We start from the raw sequence: 17,716 nt of genomic DNA, 5'->3' as shown, positions 1-17,716 counted from the left end.
GCGGACGGCGGGGAGGGGGAAATCACACGTGGGACATGTTCGTTTTGCGTCGCCGTACCGGATTGTCCGCCGCTCGTCGGCGTGACAGGCCGGGGCCGGCGCAAGGGGAGCCGCTCTGAAGGCGCCGGACCCCGTGCCGTCAGCCGCACAGCACGGTGGTCCGGCCCATGGCGTTCTGGACGAGCGCGTTTTCGCGGGGGCGCCCCATGAGGGCACACGGGGGACGGCGTTGTTCTCCGGGCGTGCCGTTCGGGAGGCCGTCCGTGCCGTTCTTTCCGCTCCTTCCCTCCTCACTACTCCCCTCCTCGCTGCTTCCCTCCTCACTGCTCCCCTCCTTTCTGCGCCGCGCCTGGATCTCCGCCGCGCTGCTGCGCGCCACGGCACTCGATCTCGCCGTCCTCGCCGGCCATGTCGTCCTCTATCCCTCCGGGATGGCGGCCGAGCGCCGGGAGGCCGTCCCGGACGACGCCCCGCGGCTGCCCACCGCCGGGCGGGCCCGGCCGCCCGTCGTGCTGCTGCACGGCTTCGTCGACAACCGCTCGGTCTTCGTCCTGCTGCGCCGCTCGCTGTCCCGGCACGGCTGGCGCCACCTCGAATCCCTCAACTACTCCCCGCTGACCTGCGACATCCGCGCCGCCGCCGAGCTGCTCGGCCGCCATGTGGAGGAGATCCGCGCCCGCACCGGGCACGCCGAGGTGGACATCGTGGGGCACAGCCTCGGCGGTCTCATCGCCCGCTACTACGTCCAGCGCCTCGGCGGCGACGCGTATGTCCGTACGCTCGTCACGCTCGGCACCCCGCACGCGGGCACCCGCTCCGCGCAGATCGTCAGCGCGCACCCGATCGTCCGCCAGATGTGCCCCGGCTCCGACCTCGTCGAGGAGCTGCGCCTGCCCGCGCCGGGCTGCCGGACGCGGTTCGTGAGCTTCTGGAGCGACCTCGACACGCTGATGGTCCCGGTGGAGACCGCCCGTATCGACCACCCCGATCTCACCGTCGAGAACGTACGGGTGTCGGGGATCGGGCATCTGGCGCTGCCGGTCCATCCGGCCGTCGCCACCGGGATACGCCAGGCGCTTACCGGGACCGGGGCCGAGGCCGGGAACGGGACCGGGGACGAGGAGTACGGCGGCGAGAACGAGAAGGGGAACTGCGGCGATTCGCGCGGCGCCTTCTCCGTCGCCTGACGCGAGCGGCGGGGCCGTACCGTTCCCCCGCCGGACCCCTCCATGCTCGAACAACCCTCGAACGCAAGACCAAGGCTCTGCCCACGGTCCGCCGAAAGACGCCGATTGCCCGTTTCCTCATCCAATAAAACCCGCGGAAGATTGTCGCTGTCGCGTACCGCCGGGTACAGTCGCGCCACTGCTTCCCCCACCGGGAGCCCCTCCCCAGGGCCCCGGTCCCAGGTCCTGTTGCCGAGGCGAGAGAGAAGTTGGTGACTGACCAGCACGCCCACGCCGGGTACGCCGGATACGACGGCCACTCCACGGCGGACGCCACCGGCGCCCTCGGCACCGACCCGCTCTTCGGTGCTCTCCCCGGCGACTACGACGCGCAGCACACCGGCACGTACGACACGGGCCAGTGGAACGCCTACGGCGCGCAGCAGTACCCGCAGCAGACTTCGTACGACACCACCGGCCAGTGGACGATCCCGGCGCAGTCGGCCGGGCCCGATGTCACGGGGCAGTGGGACGCCGACGCCTGGAACCAGGCGCAGCACACCGGGCAGTTCGAGACCACCGCGTTCGCGTACGACGCCGCCTACGACACGACCGGGCAGTGGACCGTGCCCGGCGCGGGATACGCGGCGGGCGCGTACGAGGGGACCGGGACGTACAACACGGCCGCCTGGAACGTCGGTGTCGAGCACATGGGCGGGCACGACACGCCGTCCGCGCAGACCGGCGCCGGACATGAGCAGGCATACGAGCACGACTCCGCGAACGGGTACGGGAGCGGGAGCGAGCGGGACGAGGCGGCGGCCGAGGGGACGGCCCAGTTCCCCGCGTTCGACGCCGAGTTCCCCGTGCTCGACCTGGACGACGCGCTTCCCGAAACTCCGCTCGACGAGGAGGAGTTGGACGCCGAGGGCGCGGCCGAGCCGGTGGTCGCGGTCGCCGCGACCGGTTCCGGGCGCCGCCCCGCGGGCAGCCGCAGCCGTCGGCGCAGTCCGGCCAAACGGTCCGCGCTGCTGACCGTCGCGGTGCCGTCGGTGTGTGTGATGGGGGTCGCCGGGGTCGCCGCGGCCTCGGTGAGCGGGCTCGGCGGCGAGGGCAAGGACGCGCACACGGCGGTCACCGCCTCCGACCCGTCCTCGGTCAAGCCGGTCGCCGCCAACAGCGAGCTGGACACCCAGCTCGCCAAGCTCAGCGCGGAGGCGGGCGACTTCGCGGACCGTGCCAGCCGGACGCAGGAACGTCTCGACCTCAAGGCCCGTCAGGCCGCGGAGAAGCAGCGCAAGGCGGAGGCCGCCGCGCGCAAGGAGGCCGCGCGCCCCAAGTTCCTGCTGCCGGTCAAGCAGCGGGGCCTGAGCGCGTACTTCGGCCAGGCGGGCGTCAACTGGATGTCGGTGCACACCGGCATCGACTTCCCGGTCTCGTACGGCACGCCGGTGATGTCCGCGATCGACGGCACGATCCGTACGCAGTGGAACAGCGCCTACGGCAACATGGCCATAGTGACCGCCGCCGACGGCACCGAGACCTGGTACTGCCACCTCTCCAGCACCAAGCTGCGGTCGGGGCCGGTCAAGGCCGGTGACGTCATCGCGTACTCGGGCAACTCGGGCAACTCCACCGGTCCGCACCTGCACTTCGAGGTGCGCCCCGGCGGCGGGTCGCCGATAGACCCGCTTCCGTGGCTGCGCGGCCACGGGCTCGACCCGACCTAGGCCGAGCCGCGCCCGCCCGCTCCGCGCGGGCGCGGCAGCGCTCTACAGCTTCTCCACCGGCGCGTAGCGCAACAGCAGCTTCTTGGGGCGCTCGTCGCCGAAGTCGATCGTGGCCTGCGCGTCCGAACCCGACCCGGTCACCGACACCACGGTGCCCAGACCGAACTGGTCGTGGGTGACGCGGTCGCCGACGGTCAGCGCGATCACCGGCTTGTCGCTGGTGCGCCGGGTCGCGAAGCCGGAGGCGCCCGCGCGCGTCCGCGAGGCGGACGGTCCCCCGCCGAGGCCCTTGCCCGAGACCGGTCCGGCCGGGGCGGCCATCGGTCCGGTGCGCTTCCACTCCAGGTGCTGGCCGGGGATCTCCTCCAGGAAGCGGGAGGGCGGGTTGTACGAGGGCTGGCCCCAGGCGCTGCGCATCGAGGAGCGCGTGAGGTACAGCCGCTCACGGGCGCGGGTGATGCCCACGTACGCCAGCCGGCGCTCCTCCTCCAGCTCCTTGACCTGACCCAGCGCGCGCATGTGCGGGAAGACGCCGTCCTCCATGCCGGTGAGGAACACCACCGGGAACTCCAGGCCCTTGGCGGTGTGCAGGGTCATCAGCGTGATGACTCCGGAGCCGTCCTCGTCCTCGTCGGGGATCTGGTCGGAGTCGGCGACGAGGGCGACCTGCTCCAGGAACTCGGCGAGGGTGGGTGTGGGCGCGTCGGCGCCGTCGGTCCCCTCCGCCTCGCCGCGCGCCTGCTCGAACTCCAGGGCCACGGCGGCGAGTTCCTGGAGGTTCTCGATCCGGGTCTCGTCCTGGGGGTCGGTGGAGGCCTGGAGCTCGGCCAGATAGCCGGTCTGCTCCAGGACCGCTTCCAGCACGACGGCCGGGCCCGCGCCCGAGTCGACGATCGTGCGCAGGTCGTCCATGAGCTGGTTGAAGCGCTTGACGGCGTTGGCCGAGCGGGCGGCCATTCCGTACGCCTCGTCGACGCGGCGCAGCGCCTGCGGGAAGGTGATCTTCTCGCGCAGCGACAGCGCGTCGATCATCGCCTCGGCGCGGTCCCCGATGCCGCGCTTGGGCACGTTCAGGATGCGGCGCAGCGGGACCGCGTCCTCCGGGTTGGCGAGGACGCGCAGATAGGCGAGGACGTCGCGGACCTCCTTGCGCTCGTAGAAGCGCACACCTCCGACGACCTTGTACGGCAGGCCGACCCGGATGAAGATCTCTTCGAAGACACGGGACTGGGCGTTGGTCCGGTAGAAGATCGCCACGTCACCGGCCTTGGCGTCGCCCGCGTCGGTGAGCCGGTCGATCTCGTCGGCGACGAACTGCGCCTCGTCGTGCTCGGTGTCAGCCACATAGCCGGTGATCCGCGCGCCCGCGCCCGCGTCGGTCCACAGGTTCTTGGGGCGGCGGCTCTCGTTGCGCTCGATGACCGCGTTGGCGGCGGAGAGGATCGTCTGCGTGGAGCGGTAGTTCTGCTCCAGCATGATCGTCTTCGCGTCCGGATAGTCCTCCTCGAACTGGAGGATGTTACGGATCGTGGCGCCACGGAAGGCGTAGATCGACTGGTCGGCGTCGCCGACCACGCACAGCTCGGCCGGTGCCTCGTCCTCCCCGGCCGGGCCGACCAGCTCGCGCACCAGGGTGTACTGCGCGTGGTTGGTGTCCTGGTACTCGTCGACCATCACATGGCGGAAGCGGCGGCGGTAGTGCTCGGCGACGTCCGGGAACGCCTGGAGGAGATGGACCGTCGTCATGATGATGTCGTCGAAGTCCAGCGCGTTGGCCTCGCGCAGCCGCGCCTGGTACATCGCGTACGCCTGCGCCAGGGTCTTCTCGAAGCCGTCGACGGCCTGGCCGGCGAAGGTCTCCTCGTCGATCAGCTCGTTCTTCAGGTTCGAGATCTTGGCGCTGAAGGACTTCGGCGGGTACCGCTTGGGGTCGAGGTCCAGGTCGCGGCAGACCAGCGCCATCAGGCGCTTGGAGTCGGCCGCGTCGTAGATCGAGAACGACGAGGTGAAGCCGAGCTTCTTGGACTCGCGGCGCAGGATCCGCACACAGGCGCTGTGGAAGGTCATCACCCACATCGCGTGCGCCCGCGGGCCGACCAGCTGCTCGACGCGCTCCTTCATCTCGCCCGCGGCCTTGTTGGTGAAGGTGATCGCGAGGATCTGGCCGGGGTGGACACCGCGGGTGGCCAGCAGATGGGCGATGCGGTGGGTGAGCACCCGGGTCTTGCCGGAGCCCGCCCCGGCCACGATGAGCAGGGGGGAGCCCGCGTGGACCACGGCCGCGCGCTGGTTCTCGTTCAGCCCCTCCAGAAGGGTCGCCGGGTCGACCACCGGGCGCGGGGCGCCGTCCCGGTAGTACGCGTCGTGGCTCGGGGGTGCGTCGAAACGGCCCTGAAAGAGGTCGTCCGGCACCTCCTCGCGGGCCGGGCCGTCCTCGGGCGGCGGCGGGTGCTCCTCCTCGGAGGGCTGGAGGTCCGCCAGGAAGCTGTCGTCAAAGAGGCTGCTCATCGTCTCCCGAGTCTAGGACCCCGCTCCGACAGCCCGCTGCCGCCTTCGCAGGAGACGAACCAACGACTACGGAGCGTAAAGGTCACAGGAATGTATCGGGCCTGTCGGACATCAACCTTCCCAGTGACCGTACGAGTTGGCTAGCGTGCCGCCTCAACCGGGAACGCCCCCGTCCGGGGACCGCACCCGCCCGGCACGATCCGTAAGGAGGTGTCGGCCTTGCCCTCCCACCGCAAGCCGCGCACCCGCATACGTCCGGCCGCTCCCGCCGTCGGCATCACCACGGCCGCGCTCGCCTCGGTGGGCATGCTGGCCCAGAGCGCGGGCGCGGCGCCCGGCGGCCCGGACCCGACGGTCGAGGAGGTCCAGCGCAAGGTCGACGACCTCTACCGGCAGGCGGGCACGGCCACGGAGACGTACAACCGGGCCAAGGAGGCCACCGAGGTCCAGCGCGCCCAGGTCGACGGCATGCTCGACCAGGTCGCCCGGGGCACCGCCCGGCTCAACGACACCCGCCGGGTGCTGGGCTCCTACGCCGCCGAGCAGTACCGCACCGGCGGCATGGCCTCGACCGTGACCCTGATGCTCGCGGACGACCCGCAGGCCTTCTTCGACCGCAACCACCTGATGAAGCAGCTGACCGGCCGCGAGGAACAGGCGCTGCGGGACTTCGAGACCCAGCGGGCGGGCGTCGCGACCAGGCGCGCGGAGGCGGCCCGGGGTCTGGAACGGCTGACCGCCTCGCAGGAGGCGCTGCGGGCCGGCAAGCAGGACGTGCAGTCCAAGCTGGCCGCCGCGCGCACGCTGCTGGGCACGCTGACCGCACGGGAGAAGGCGCGGCTCGCGGAACTGGAGGCGAGGAAGCAGGAGGAGGCGCGCAAGAAGGCGGCGGAGCTGGCCGCACGGCAGGAGGCGGCCAGGAAGGCGGCGGAGGCGGCCGAGGCGGCCGAGGCCGCGAAGCAGCCGCCGAAGGACACGGGCACCGGCTCCGGGACCGGCACGGGCACCGGCTCGGGATCGGGGGCGGGCACCCCGTCCTCGTCCACCAAGGCCGCCAAGGCTCTCGCGTTCGCCCGCGACCAGATCGGCAAGCCGTACGTGTGGGGCGCGACCGGGCCGTCCTCGTACGACTGCTCCGGGCTCACCCAGGCCGCCTGGAAGGCCGCCGGGGTCGATCTGCCGCGTACCACCTGGGACCAGGTCAAGACCGGCACCCGGGTGGCCACGGACGATCTGCGCCCCGGTGACCTGGTCTTCTTCTACGACGACATCAGCCACGTCGGTATGTACATCGGCAACGGGATGATGATCCACGCGCCGAAGCCGGGGGCGTACGTACGCGAGGAGTCGATCTACTACATGCCGATCTACGGGAGCGTGCGCCCCGCGTAGCGGCTGACGCGGTGCGCGCCCGCACGCGCGCCCCCGCTCACGTCCAGAGCGTCGCGATGAAGATGTTCGCCACGGTCAGCCCGCCCACCGCGCCGAACAGCGCCTTCTCCACCTTCTCGTCGTCGCGCTTCACATAGACCAGCCCGAGGATCACCACCAGCACCGCCAGCTTGAGGCCGATCTTGGCGGTGTTCACGGAGTGGTCGTCGGCCTGGTTCAGGCCCACCAGGGCCACGCCCGTGACCAGCATCGTCAGCGCGCCGTGCAGCATGGCGGGCACGAAGCGCGCGGTCCCGGCGCCCATCGCCTTCATCTGGGTCAGGAAGCCGCCCAGCAGCGAGGCGATGCCGATGATGTGCAGGGCGACGAAGGCATTGATGAGTACGTCCATGGTCCGCGAGCCTAGCCACCCGATATCACGGAGCGGCGGGCAGGTGTGCCCCGTCCGGCTCCTCGGTCACAGCGGCACCGGGAAAGGGGGGCACCCGATGGCGGACCGGTCATATCCGGTCGCGATGGCGCCGGAACAGAACACTTAGCGCTTTGCGTCACTCCCCCGTGTCAGTCAGGTTTAGCGTCCTCCCCCAGGCGACCTACTCCCCATCGCCGCTCCCTCGGGGCGCGGCCATCGGTCGCCGGCCGAGAGATCCGGCGGCGGGCCGTTCCCCCTGTGCGGTCCGTCGCCGGATGCGCACGGAAGGACGTGAAGGCACCTCGTGGCTGCACATCGAAAGCCCCGGCAGCACCCGCTCACCGGCCCCGCCGCCCGCACCGCGGCGACCCTCGCACTGGCCGGGGCCGCCACCGCCACCGCTTTCGAGGGCTCCGGACACGCCGAGCCCCGGCTGACCCCGGCCGAGGTCAAGGCCAGGGTGGACAGGCTGTACCAGGAGGCCGAGGTCGCCACCGAGGCGTACAACGGCGCCAAGGAGAAGGCGGACGACGCCCAGAAGGCGGTCACCGCGCTCCAGGACGAGGCCGCGCGCAAGGCCGAACGGCTGGGCAGCGCGCGCAACGCGCTGGGCTCGATCGCCACCGCCCAGTACCGCACCGGCCAGGTCGCCCCCGCGCTGCAGCTGATGCTCTCCTCCGACCCGCGGCGCTACCTGGACGACGCTGCCTTCCAGGAGCGGGCCGGGGACCGGACGGCGACCGCCGTCGCCGGGGTCCGCAGACAGCTCGCCGAGCTGAAGCGGCTGCACACCGCCGCCGACGGCCGGCTCACCGAGCTGCGCGACCGGCAGGCCGAGCTCAGGCACCAGAAGGAGACCGTCAAGTCGAAGATCGACTCTGCGCAGGCGCTGCTCGCGCGGCTGACCGCCGAGGAGCGCCAGGCGTACGAGAGCCAGGACGGCGCCCGGGTGGGCGCGGGCGCCACCGGACGCGCGAGCCGCTCCGCCGCCCCCGGCTCGCCCGTCGCCGCCCCCGCCGGGCTGCTCCCCGCCCCCAGCGGCCGGGCGGCGGCGGCCGTCGCGTACGCCTACACCGCGCTCGGCAAGCCGTATGTGTGGGGCGCGACCGGGCCGTCCGCGTTCGACTGCTCGGGGCTGACCCAGGCGGCCTGGAGCGCGGCGGGCGTCTCGCTGCCCCGGACCACGTACACGCAGATCAACTCGGGCCCCCGGGTGTCCCGTTCCGACCTCGCCCCCGGCGACCTGGTCTTCTTCTACTCGGGCATCAGCCACGTCGGGATCTACATCGGCGGCGGCCAGATGATCCACGCGCCGCACCCGGGGGCGCCGGTGCGGGTGGCGCCGATCGATCAGATGCCGTTCGCGGGGGCGACCCGGCCCGCCTGACCGAGCTCCTTGGTGAGCCAGCGGAAGACGTCGGGCACCTGGTGCTCCCAGACGCTGCTGCGGTGGCCGCCGCCGTTGAGCCGGACGACGTGGACGGTGGTCGGCGCCTTGGCGGCCTTCTTCAGCGCCAGGCCGTCGTTGTAGCCGTCGCCGAGGTCGCCGGAGACGAACAGCGAGGTGTGCGGAGGGGTCTTGGCGTTCTTGAGGATCCACAGCGGGTTGGACTCGCGGCGCAGCTTCGGGTCGTGCGCGGTGATCGAGGCGCCCTCGGCGGCCGGGTCGTTGTAGCCGGAGAGGTCGACGCCGGCGCGGTAGCGGTCCGGGTGCGCGACCGCGAGCTTGGCGGCGCAGTGGCCGCCCGCCGAGTACCCCGCGACGGCCCAGCCCTCGGGGCCGGTGGCGGCCCGGAAGTTGTCGGTGATCATCTTGCGTACGTCCACGCTGATCCAGGTGTCGGCGTTGACGGTGCCCGCCACGTTGGCGCAGCCGGTGTCGCGGCCGTCCAGGAGCGTGGTGCGCGGCGAGACGAGGATGAACGGCGCGACCTCGCCGCGCTGCATCATCGGCGTGAGCTGGCGCTGGGTGTGCAGCGAGCCGAACCAGGCGCCGATGGAGCCCGGGTAGCCGGGCAGCAGCTCGACCACGGGGAAGGCCTTGTCCTTGTACGCGGGGTCGTTGTACTGCGGCGGCAGCCAGACCGCGACATCGCCCTCGACGCCGGAGATGGCGCCCTTGAGCGTGGTCTTCATGACGCCGTTGCCGACCTTGCCCTTGTACTCCTTGAAGACCTGCTTGACCTTGGGCGCCGCCGCGGCCTTCTGGCCGCCGGTGCCGTCGGGGCCGAGGTCGGGGGCCGCGTTGACGTGGTTGCCGGTGCCCAGCAGGTCGTCCCAGTTGTCGTAGAGCCCGTTGGCGTTGTTGACCAGTACGAACACCACGAGGACCGCCGTGAACTGGGCGAACAGCAGCATGAGCAGCCGGGACGCCCCGCGCACCAGGGCCGGGCCGCCGATCCGGCTCCACAGGAGCAGGGGCAGCAGCAGGGCCACCGCCGCCACGAGGACGGCGGTCAGCAGGAAGGGGGTACCGGTCAGGCTCATCACGGACGGGAAGAGCCGCTTGTCCTGGCGGGAGTTGCCCCGCTTTGCGAGGCCTTTACTCTTCCGGTACTTGCTTCCGGGGCCACGGGCCCTGCGACGACCCCGCTGAGCCAGCGGAAGGCCGCCGGGACCAGCGGGCGCCAGACGGTCACGCGGTGGCCGCCCGTGGAGGGGACGACGGTGACGCGGGTGGGCGGCTTCGCGGCTCGCCGCAGCGCCATCGCGTCGTCGTACCCGTCGCGCCGCTCGCCGGTGAGGTAGAGCGAGGTGGGCGGCGGGCGGCGGGCGTGGGTGAGGATCCACAGGGGGTCGGTGGTGCGGCGCAGCCGCGCGTCGTGGGCGGTGATGGAGTCGGGTTCGGCGGCGGGGTCGTTGTAGCCGGAGAAGCCGACGGCGGCGCGGTAGCGGTCGGGGTGCGCGAGCGCGAGACCGGCCGCGCAGTGGGCCCCCGCCGAGAACCCGGCGACCGCCCAGCCCTGGGCGTCCCCGCGCGCCCGGAAGGTGTCGGTCACCATCTTCCGTACGTCCACGCTCAGCCAGGAGTCGGCGTTGACCACGCCCGGCGCGTTGGCGCAGCCGGTGTCCCGGCCGGGCAGCAGGGTGGTGCGCGGCTCGACGAGGATGAACGGCGCGACCTCGCCGCGCTCCATCATCGGCCGCAGCTGCGTCTGCGCGTCGAGGTTGTTCCACCAGTCGCGCGCGGAGCCGGGATACCCGGCGAGCAGCTCGACGACGGGAAAGTCCTTGTTCCGGTACGCCGCTTCGCCGTACTGCGGCGGCAGCCATACGTACACCTCGCCCTCGGCGCCCGAGACCGCACCCCTGAGATGGGTGAGCAGCAGCCCCGGGCCGAGGCCGGGCTCGCCGGTGACGGGGGTGAAGGCCTGCCGGACGCGGGGCGCGGCCCGCAGGTCCCGCCCCCCGGTCCCGTCGGCGCCCAGGTCGGGCGCGGCGGCTACATGGCTCTCGGTGCCGAGCAGGTCCCCCCAGCTGTCGTAGAGCCCGTACCGGTCGTTGACGGCGACGAACACGGCGACGACTGCGCTGACCTGAGCCACGACGACCATCCCGAGCCGCACCCCGGCCCGCACGGCCCGCGGCCCCCGCACCCGCCCCCACACCCCGAGCGGCACGACGACGGCGAGCACGGCGGCGACGAGGGTGACGGTCAGGAAGGGGGTTCCGGTGAGGCTGGTGAGGTCGGTCAGGAGGGTCACATGGAGGGAGAGGGAGGACCGGGTGTCCGGGTTGAGCGGTTTGCCGGGTTTTTACGTGAATGTTCCTTCAGGCTGCCGCCCCCGTCCCGTCGGGGCAGCTCTGGCGGCACGGCACCCCCACCCCGTGCCCGGCCCCTCAGACCAGTCGCCGCGCCGTCGCCCACCGCGTCAGTTCGTGCCGGTTGGACAGCTGGAGCTTGCGCAGCACCGCCGAGACGTGGGACTCGACCGTCTTCACCGAGATGAACAGCTGCTTGGCGATCTCCTTGTACGCGTAGCCGCGCGCGATCAGCCGCAGGACCTCCCGCTCGCGCTGGGTGAGGCGGTCCAGGTCCTCGTCGACCGGCGGGGCGTCCGTGGAGGCGAAAGCGTCCAGGACGAAGCCCGCGAGGCGCGGGGAGAACACCGCGTCGCCCTCCTGGACCCGGAAGATCGAGTCGATGAGGTCCGTCCCGGTGATCGTCTTGGTGACGTAGCCGCGGGCGCCGCCCCGGATCACCCCGATCACGTCCTCCGCCGCGTCCGAGACCGACAGCGCCAGGAAGCGCACCGGATTCTCCGCGTCCGACATCAACGGGGCCGAACGACGCAGGACTTCCACACCGCCGCCGCCGGGGAGGTGGACGTCGAGGAGGACGACCTCCGGCCGGGTCGCCGTGATCACGGTGACCGCCTGGTCCACGTCGGCCGCCTCCCCGACGACCTCGACTCCGGTCTCCTCGGTCCGGCCGATCTCGGCCTGGACGCCCGTGCGGAACATCCGGTGGTCGTCGACCAGGACGACCCGCACCCGCCGCTCGGCACCGCCCTGGCCCTGCTGGGACTGCTCCGTCGTCATCCGTCCGCCCTCTCCATCTCCAGCTCGACCTCGGTGCCCCCGCCGGGCACCGCACGCAGCCGTGCCGTTCCGCCGTTGCGCTGCATCCGGCCGATGATCGATTCTCGTACGCCCATGCGGTCGCCGGGGACCGCGTCCAGATCGAAGCCGGGGCCCCGGTCCCGTACGGACACGAAGACCGTACGGCCCTCGACCTCCGCGAAGACCTGGACGGCGCCGCCCTCGCCACCGTACTTGGCGGCGTTGACCATCGCCTCGCGCGCGGCCTGCATCTGCGCCGACAGCCGTTCGTCGAGCGGGCAGTCGCCCACGACCACGACCTCCAGCGGCACCCCGTGCTTGTCCTCGACCTCGGCCGCGGCCTTCTTCACCGCCTCGGCCAGGGTCTCCGGCTCCTCCGACTCGTCCTTGCCGGTGCCCTCCGGCTTGTAGAGCCAGGCCCGCAACTCCCGCTCCTGGGCGCGGGCCAGGCGCCGCACCTCGCCCACGTTCTCCGCGTTGCGCTGGATCAGGGTGAGGGTGTGGAGCACCGAGTCGTGCACATGGGCGGCGACTTCGGCGCGCTCCTGGGCACGGATGCGCATCCGGCGCTCCTCGGAGAGGTCCTGGGTCATCCGGACGAGATAGGGGCCCGCCAGGAGGGCTATGCCGGCGATGACCGCGAGCGCGGCCGTCAGGACGTTGCCGAGCTGGGCGGCCGAGCCGCGCACCACCACGAACCCGGTGAAGCCCGCGCCGACCAGCGCCACCCCCGCCAGCCCCCGCGCCAGCGGCAGCAGCCTGCTGCGCCGGGCGCCCTCGGTCCAGCGGGCCCGCCGGGCGTTGTCGGCCTGGCGCCACACCAGGATCACACCGGCGCCGACCAGGAGCGTGGGCCAGATGTACGGGCTGGCCCAGCCGCCCACGTTCACATTGCCCACGAAGATCGCCGCGCCGACACAGAGCGCGATCAGGGCGACGACCTGGCCCTTGTCGGGCTTGCGCAGCCGTCGGCGGCCGTCCGGGCTCACCTCGAACGCCGAGCGCGGCTCGGCCGCCGTACCTCCCAGGCCCAGCGGCACCACGAACCAGAACACCGCGTACAGCAGCGCCCCCAGGCCGTCGATCATGAACAGGCCGAGGAAGACGATCCGCACCCAGACGACCGGCAGCCCGAGGTGTCCGGCGAGACCGCGCGCCACCCCGCCGAGCAGCCTGCCCTCCGCCGAGCGGTAGAGCTTGCGCACGGGGGGTTCGGCGGCCTCGGGGGGCGCGTTTCGGGGAGCGGCGACTGGCATGGACCGATCGTCACATGCCCGTGCCGGGACGGGCATCAGGGTTGGCCCCCAGAACGCCCCTGATCCGCGATCCCCGCAGGAGGGAGCGGGGGTCCCCGCCCGGGGGAGCCGTTCTCCCCCGGCCGGGGGGCCCTGGCTCCGGATCAGGGGCAATCTCAGGGAGAGGCCAGGGTCGACGCGGGTGCCGGACCCGCCGACGGCCCGTCACCATGGAGTCATGACGCAGCCGACCGACACCCCAGCCGCGCCGCCGGACCCGGATCCGGGCGCGGCGCCCGCCGCGCCGCACCCGCGCCGCAGCAGTCACAACAAGGTGATCGGCGGCGTCTGCGGCGGGCTCGGGCGGTACTGCGACATCGACCCGGTGATCTTCCGGGTCGCGCTGGGCGTGCTCACCGTCACCGGCGGCCTCGGCCTGCTCTTCTACGGCTTCGGCTGGCTGCTGCTCCCGCTGGACGACGAGGAGGAGAACGAGGCGCGACGCCTGCTGTCCGGCCGGGTGGAGGGCCCGGCGCTGGCCGCCGTGCTGATGGCCCTGGCGGGCTGCGGGATCTTCCTGTCCATGCTGAGCAACGGCTCGGTGATGAGCTTCGCGTGGCTGCTGACTTTGGCCGTCGCGGGCGTCGGCGTCTGGTCCCAGCGTCGCTCGCTCACCCCCGCGGACGCCCCGCCGGACCCGGCGGGCGCCCCGGCGGCGCCCGGGACCGTCTCCCCGGCCTTCGGCCCCGGCACGGCCCCGCCCGAGACCAAGGCGCCGCCCACCCCCGTCCCGCCCTCCTGGTGGCGCGACCCGATCATCAAGGACGGCACCACGGGCCCGGTCGGCACCGGTTATCTGTGGGGCGCCGACGACGCCGACCCGGCGGTCGCCTTCGCGGGGACCGGTGCGCGCGCCAGGAAGCCGGACCGGGCCGGCAAGGCGGCCGACCGGGCCACCCGCGGCCCGCGTTCCATCGGCGGGTTCGTCTTCCTGCTCGCCCTGCTCGCGGCGGGCGCCGGCACCGCGGGCGCCTGGAGCCACCAGCCGCTGGGCACCGCCCTCCAGATCGGCCTCGCCGCGGCCCTCGTCGTCTTCGGTCTCGGCCTGGTCGTCAGCGCGTTCGCGGGACGCACCGGGTTCGGCACGCTCTTCATGGCCGTCCTCACGGCCGCCCTGCTGGCGGGCGCCTCGGCGCTGCCCAAGAACATCACCACCCAGTGGACCAGGACCGACTGGGCCCCGGCCGCAGCCGCCGACGTACAGCCGTCGTACGCGCTGGGATCGGGCGAGGGGACCCTCGATCTGAGCAGGGTCGTGGTGCCGGACGGGCAGAGCGTGCGCACGCGCGCGGAGGTCGGCGCCGGGCGGCTCAGGGTCGTCGTGCCCCTGGGCGCGACGGTGAAGGCACACATCGTGGTGGGCGTCGGAGACGTCCAGCTGCCCACCGAGAAGCCGGAGGACGTCGACATCCAGCCCAACCAGAAGAAGACCGTGACCCTGCCGCCGCCCGCCGGGGCGAAGCCGGCCGGGACCCTGGAGCTCGATCTGCACGTCTCCATCGGCCAGGCGGAGGTGGACCGTGCCGCGTCATGAGTTCCGGCCGGGACGGCTGGTCGCGGGAGTGGTCATGCTGGCCACCGCCGCCCTGTTCGGGGGCGACGCCGCAGCCGCGTGGCAGACGCCCTGGTACGAGGCGGTCCCGCTGGTCTGCGGCGGGCTCGGCCTCGCCGGGCTCGCCAGCTGGGCCGGCTACGCGGTCCGCAGACGGCGCCGCGACGCCAGCCAGGCGTCGGCGGACAGCAGCGGCGTCCCGGCGAGCACCAGCGGCAGCCAGGCCATCAGATAGGCCAGGTCGTTGCCGTAGTAGTAGGGCGTGGTCGCCCAGCTCACCGTCAGCCACAGGCTCAGCGAGATCAGCGCGCCGCCGAGCGCCGCGAGCCGGCCGAACAGACCGATCAGGATGCCGAGACCCACGGCCACCTCGCCGATGGCGATGGCGTATCCGAAGCCGACCGGGCTCTTGAGCGCGAGATCGACGAGGGCGGGGACGGCGGAGCTGTCGCGCACCGAGTGCATCAGCTCCCCGATCGAGCCGCTGCCGCTCGCCTTGAGGGTGGTGGTGCCGCCGGTCATCTTGTCGAACCCGGCGTAGACGAACGTGACGCCGAGGAAGACGCGCAGCGGCAGCAGCGCGTATCTGCCGACCGTCTCCCTCAGCCCCCGCGAGCCCCCGCCGGCGGTCGTCCCGCCGCGTCTGCGGGGCAGATTTCCGTGTGCCATCGCCGTTCCCGCCTTCCGTAACCCCTGTCACCAGACCATACGTACGGAAGCGGCGGCCGGCTCAACCGGTTCACCTCTCAACCGGTTTCCGGCGGGGCGGCGCGGGCTCAGTCGGTGACGTCGATGGTCACCCGGTTCGTCTCCAGGCCCGCCGCCGTCACCACCCGTACCTCCACCCGCCCCGGCTCGACGTCCACCGGGACCGGCACGGTCAGCACGGTGTCGCTGGGATTGGCGAAGCCGCCGGCGACCGGCACCAGCGGCACATGGACATGGACGGCGCCGATCCGCACGACCATCCGGGCGAGGCGGTCGGGGGTGCCCGCTCCGGGCGGTACGAATCCGACGCCGCGGATCTCGATGTCGTCACCGGTACGGATCGGCGCGTCCAGGTCGCCCGCCTCGCGCGCCCGGACCACCGAGAGCACGACGGGACGACCGCCTTCGGCGTACTTCCCCGCGAAGTACGTCAGCGCGGACACGGCCACCAGGAAGGCCAGCGCCCACGGCAGATCGGGCAGCCGGTCGGGCCGCCGGGCCAGGCGTACCGCGGCGAACAGCACGGCGACCGTGGAGACCAGGACGTACTGGACATCCGCGAAACTGCCGCGTCCGGCGTCGTCGGTGAGCAGATCGGCGGCGCGCGGCCGTTCCGCGCGCACCTTCTGCAGCCGCTGGCCCGCGATACGGATGGCCACCACCCGGCGCACCACCACGGTCACCGCGCTGACCAGCGCGACCACCGCCAGCAGGCCCGCGCCACGGGAGAGTCCGAGGCCGCGGATCAGCGCGTCGCGCTCCCCCGCGCGGGACGCCCCGGCCAGCCGTACGGCGAGGAGCAGCACCGTGAAGGCCACGAGCAGCACCCAGGCGCCGGCCACCGCGCGCGAGGTGGAGAGCCGGTTGTCCTCGCCGACGACCGGCGCGAGGACTCCGCCGCGCGCCCGGTGCAGCCACCCCGCGCCGCTCAGCACGACCGCCACCACCAGGGCGGCGACCAGCCCGGCGGTCCTCGCGTGGTTCCAGCCGGCGCCGATCGCGGTGAACGCCTCCACCAGGGCCAGCACCGCGACGCCCGCCCACACGACCGCCAGGGTGGCCGGCCAGACCGCGGCGGGCCAGGCCTGCCCCGCCTCGCGGCCCCGCTCGGCGAGCGTCCGGGCGGACTGGGTGAGCTCGTCCGACACCCATTGGCGGGACGCCCCGGCGGAGTGCGCGACCGCGGCGGGCAGCCCCTCCCCGGCGGCGAGACCGTCGCGCTTGGCCAGGAACGCCGCCACCGCGCGCCGGTGACCGTCCCGCGCCCCGGGACCGCAGTCACCACCGCATTGCCGAGCCTCCTGCACCGCCACGGAAATCTCGCCCTTCCCTCAAGTCCTGCCGACTGTCAGGGAATTGTGCCGTAAGAAAACCACCCCCATGTCGACAGGGGCACACGACAGGGGTGATTGACGCACCATCAAATTGACGTCCTACGACAGCAGTTCGGGCTCCGATTCACTGATCTGGCCCCACAGCGGCTGGTAGTTGATCCACGCGACGAGGTCGCTGCCCAGCTGGTCGCGGGTGGTGACCGCGTCCCGGCGCGCGATGGGCACGGGCTTTCCGGCCGCCCGCGCCAGCAGCTGCACCTCGGCGCACCGCTCCATCGACAGGAACCACCAGGCCGCCGCGTCGACCGAATCGCCCACGGTCAGCAGCCCGTGGTTGCGCAGGATCACCGCCTTGTACGCGCCGAGCGCCGCCGCGATCCGGCGCCCCTCCGCTGCGTCGACGACCACTCCCGTATAGGCGTCGAAGAGCGCGTGGTCCTCGAAGAAGGCGCACGCCTCCTGGGTGTACGGCTCGATCAGCTCGCCCAGCGCCGCCAGCGCGCGCCCGTGCACCGAGTGGGTGTGGGCCACCGCCACCACATCGGGACGGGCCCGGTGCACCTGGGCGTGGACCGCGAACGCCGCCTGGTTGACGTGGTGGCGGCCCTCGACGACCTGACCCTCCCCGTTGACCAGCACCAGCCCGCCCGCGGTGACCCGGGCGAACGGCACCCCGAACGGATTCACCCAGTAGCAGTCCTCGAACTCGGGGTCGCGCGCCGAGATGTGCCCCGAGACCCCCTCCTCACAGCCGGCCCGCGCGAGCAGCCGCAGGGCCCCCGCCAGCCGCTCCTTGCGGTACCGGCGCTCCTCGGCCGCGGTGGGGTGGACGGGCGGCAGGGTGAAGTGGAGCCGGTCCACGGGGACGGGGTCGGGGCCGGGCCGCTGCGGGAAGTCGGTCATGGCCGGAAGCTACCGCGCGTTCTCGCAGGTGAACAGAGCCGTGCGGCAGCGGATACGACGGCGGGGGGGGGGGGGGGGGGGGGGGGGGGGGGGGGGGGGGGGGGGGGGGGGGGGGGGGGGGGGGGGGGGCGGAGGGGGGGGGTCGGATTGTTC

General features: G+C 72.9%; 15 protein-coding genes. 6 read left to right on the top strand and 9 right to left on the bottom strand.

Annotated features, from left to right (window positions below):
- The first annotated feature begins 206 nt into the window (after positions 1-206).
- Both ACZ5ID_RS20600 and ACZ5ID_RS20595 read left to right on the top strand, forming a co-directional pair.
- A complete protein-coding gene (locus ACZ5ID_RS20600) occupies positions 207-1,187 on the top strand; it encodes an esterase/lipase family protein (RefSeq protein ID WP_468899757.1) in 981 nt (326 codons plus the stop codon).
- Positions 1,188-1,438: 251 nt separating this feature from the next.
- Positions 1,439-2,896 carry a M23 family metallopeptidase gene (locus ACZ5ID_RS20595; RefSeq protein ID WP_468899754.1) on the top strand — a complete coding sequence of 486 codons (1,458 nt, stop codon included), beginning with the start codon at positions 1,439-1,441 and terminating at the stop codon, positions 2,894-2,896.
- Between the two features lie 42 nt (positions 2,897-2,938).
- Here the strand turns inward: ACZ5ID_RS20595 and pcrA are convergent, their stop codons facing one another.
- Complete coding sequence (pcrA, locus tag ACZ5ID_RS20590; RefSeq protein WP_468899751.1) at positions 2,939-5,404, bottom strand: DNA helicase PcrA; 2,466 nt, start codon at positions 5,402-5,404, stop codon at positions 2,939-2,941.
- 219 nt (positions 5,405-5,623) lie between these two features.
- On the opposite strand from pcrA, the gene ACZ5ID_RS20585 reads away from it, so the two are divergent.
- Entirely contained in the window at positions 5,624-6,796 is a 1,173-nt protein-coding gene (locus tag ACZ5ID_RS20585) for a C40 family peptidase (protein WP_468899748.1), read from the top strand.
- A 37-nt stretch (positions 6,797-6,833) separates the two neighbouring features.
- Here the strand turns inward: ACZ5ID_RS20585 and ACZ5ID_RS20580 are convergent, their stop codons facing one another.
- Positions 6,834-7,187 (bottom strand): hypothetical protein, encoded by a 354-nt coding sequence (locus ACZ5ID_RS20580; protein ID WP_468899746.1) that lies wholly within the window; start codon positions 7,185-7,187, stop codon positions 6,834-6,836.
- Between the two features lie 325 nt (positions 7,188-7,512).
- Between ACZ5ID_RS20580 and ACZ5ID_RS20575 the strand changes: the two genes are divergently transcribed.
- On the top strand, positions 7,513-8,595 hold the full coding sequence (locus ACZ5ID_RS20575; RefSeq protein ID WP_468899743.1) for a C40 family peptidase: 1,083 nt from the start codon (positions 7,513-7,515) through the stop codon (positions 8,593-8,595).
- Here the strand turns inward: ACZ5ID_RS20575 and ACZ5ID_RS20570 are convergent.
- From ACZ5ID_RS20570 to ACZ5ID_RS20555, 4 genes are all read right to left on the bottom strand, one after another.
- The gene (locus tag ACZ5ID_RS20570) at positions 8,559-9,695 is read right to left on the bottom strand and encodes an alpha/beta hydrolase (protein ID WP_468899741.1); all 1,137 of its coding nucleotides are present in this window, start codon (positions 9,693-9,695) and stop codon (positions 8,559-8,561) included. The genes ACZ5ID_RS20575 and ACZ5ID_RS20570 overlap by 37 nt on opposite strands.
- On the bottom strand, positions 9,695-10,912 hold the full coding sequence (locus ACZ5ID_RS20565) for an alpha/beta hydrolase (protein ID WP_468899738.1): 1,218 nt from the start codon (positions 10,910-10,912) through the stop codon (positions 9,695-9,697). The genes ACZ5ID_RS20570 and ACZ5ID_RS20565 overlap by 1 nt, the downstream gene beginning before the upstream one ends.
- Before the next feature lie 136 nt (positions 10,913-11,048).
- Positions 11,049-11,750: a LuxR C-terminal-related transcriptional regulator gene (locus ACZ5ID_RS20560; protein WP_406556991.1), complete on the bottom strand. Its 702-nt coding sequence runs from the start codon at positions 11,748-11,750 to the stop codon at positions 11,049-11,051.
- Positions 11,747-13,027 (bottom strand): PspC domain-containing protein, encoded by a 1,281-nt coding sequence (locus ACZ5ID_RS20555; RefSeq protein ID WP_468899735.1) that lies wholly within the window; start codon positions 13,025-13,027, stop codon positions 11,747-11,749. The genes ACZ5ID_RS20560 and ACZ5ID_RS20555 overlap by 4 nt, the downstream gene beginning before the upstream one ends.
- Before the next feature lie 217 nt (positions 13,028-13,244).
- Here ACZ5ID_RS20555 and ACZ5ID_RS20550 point away from each other — a divergent pair, with 217 nt between their 5' ends.
- Both ACZ5ID_RS20550 and ACZ5ID_RS20545 read left to right on the top strand, forming a co-directional pair.
- Complete coding sequence (locus ACZ5ID_RS20550) at positions 13,245-14,600, top strand: PspC domain-containing protein (protein ID WP_468899733.1); 1,356 nt, start codon at positions 13,245-13,247, stop codon at positions 14,598-14,600.
- On the top strand, positions 14,587-14,853 hold the full coding sequence (locus tag ACZ5ID_RS20545; RefSeq protein ID WP_468899730.1) for a hypothetical protein: 267 nt from the start codon (positions 14,587-14,589) through the stop codon (positions 14,851-14,853). Before ACZ5ID_RS20550 ends, ACZ5ID_RS20545 begins: the two co-directional genes overlap by 14 nt.
- On the opposite strand, the gene ACZ5ID_RS20540 is transcribed toward ACZ5ID_RS20545, so the two are convergent.
- The 3 genes from ACZ5ID_RS20540 to ACZ5ID_RS20530 all read right to left on the bottom strand — a co-directional run bounded on the left by ACZ5ID_RS20540 (position 14,757) and on the right by ACZ5ID_RS20530 (position 17,563).
- A complete protein-coding gene (locus ACZ5ID_RS20540; RefSeq protein WP_468899727.1) occupies positions 14,757-15,287 on the bottom strand; it encodes a DoxX family protein in 531 nt (176 codons plus the stop codon). The genes ACZ5ID_RS20545 and ACZ5ID_RS20540 overlap by 97 nt on opposite strands.
- Before the next feature lie 107 nt (positions 15,288-15,394).
- The gene (locus ACZ5ID_RS20535; RefSeq protein WP_468899725.1) at positions 15,395-16,639 is read right to left on the bottom strand and encodes a hypothetical protein; all 1,245 of its coding nucleotides are present in this window, start codon (positions 16,637-16,639) and stop codon (positions 15,395-15,397) included.
- 120 nt (positions 16,640-16,759) lie between these two features.
- Positions 16,760-17,563 (bottom strand): class II aldolase/adducin family protein, encoded by an 804-nt coding sequence (locus ACZ5ID_RS20530; protein WP_468899723.1) that lies wholly within the window; start codon positions 17,561-17,563, stop codon positions 16,760-16,762.
- Positions 17,564-17,716 lie beyond the last annotated feature (153 nt).

This window comes from Streptomyces sp. NPDC031670 (genome assembly GCF_055580545.1).
The sequence above is the reverse complement of the archived record's forward strand: the minus strand, read 5'-3'. Positions and strand labels throughout refer to the sequence as shown.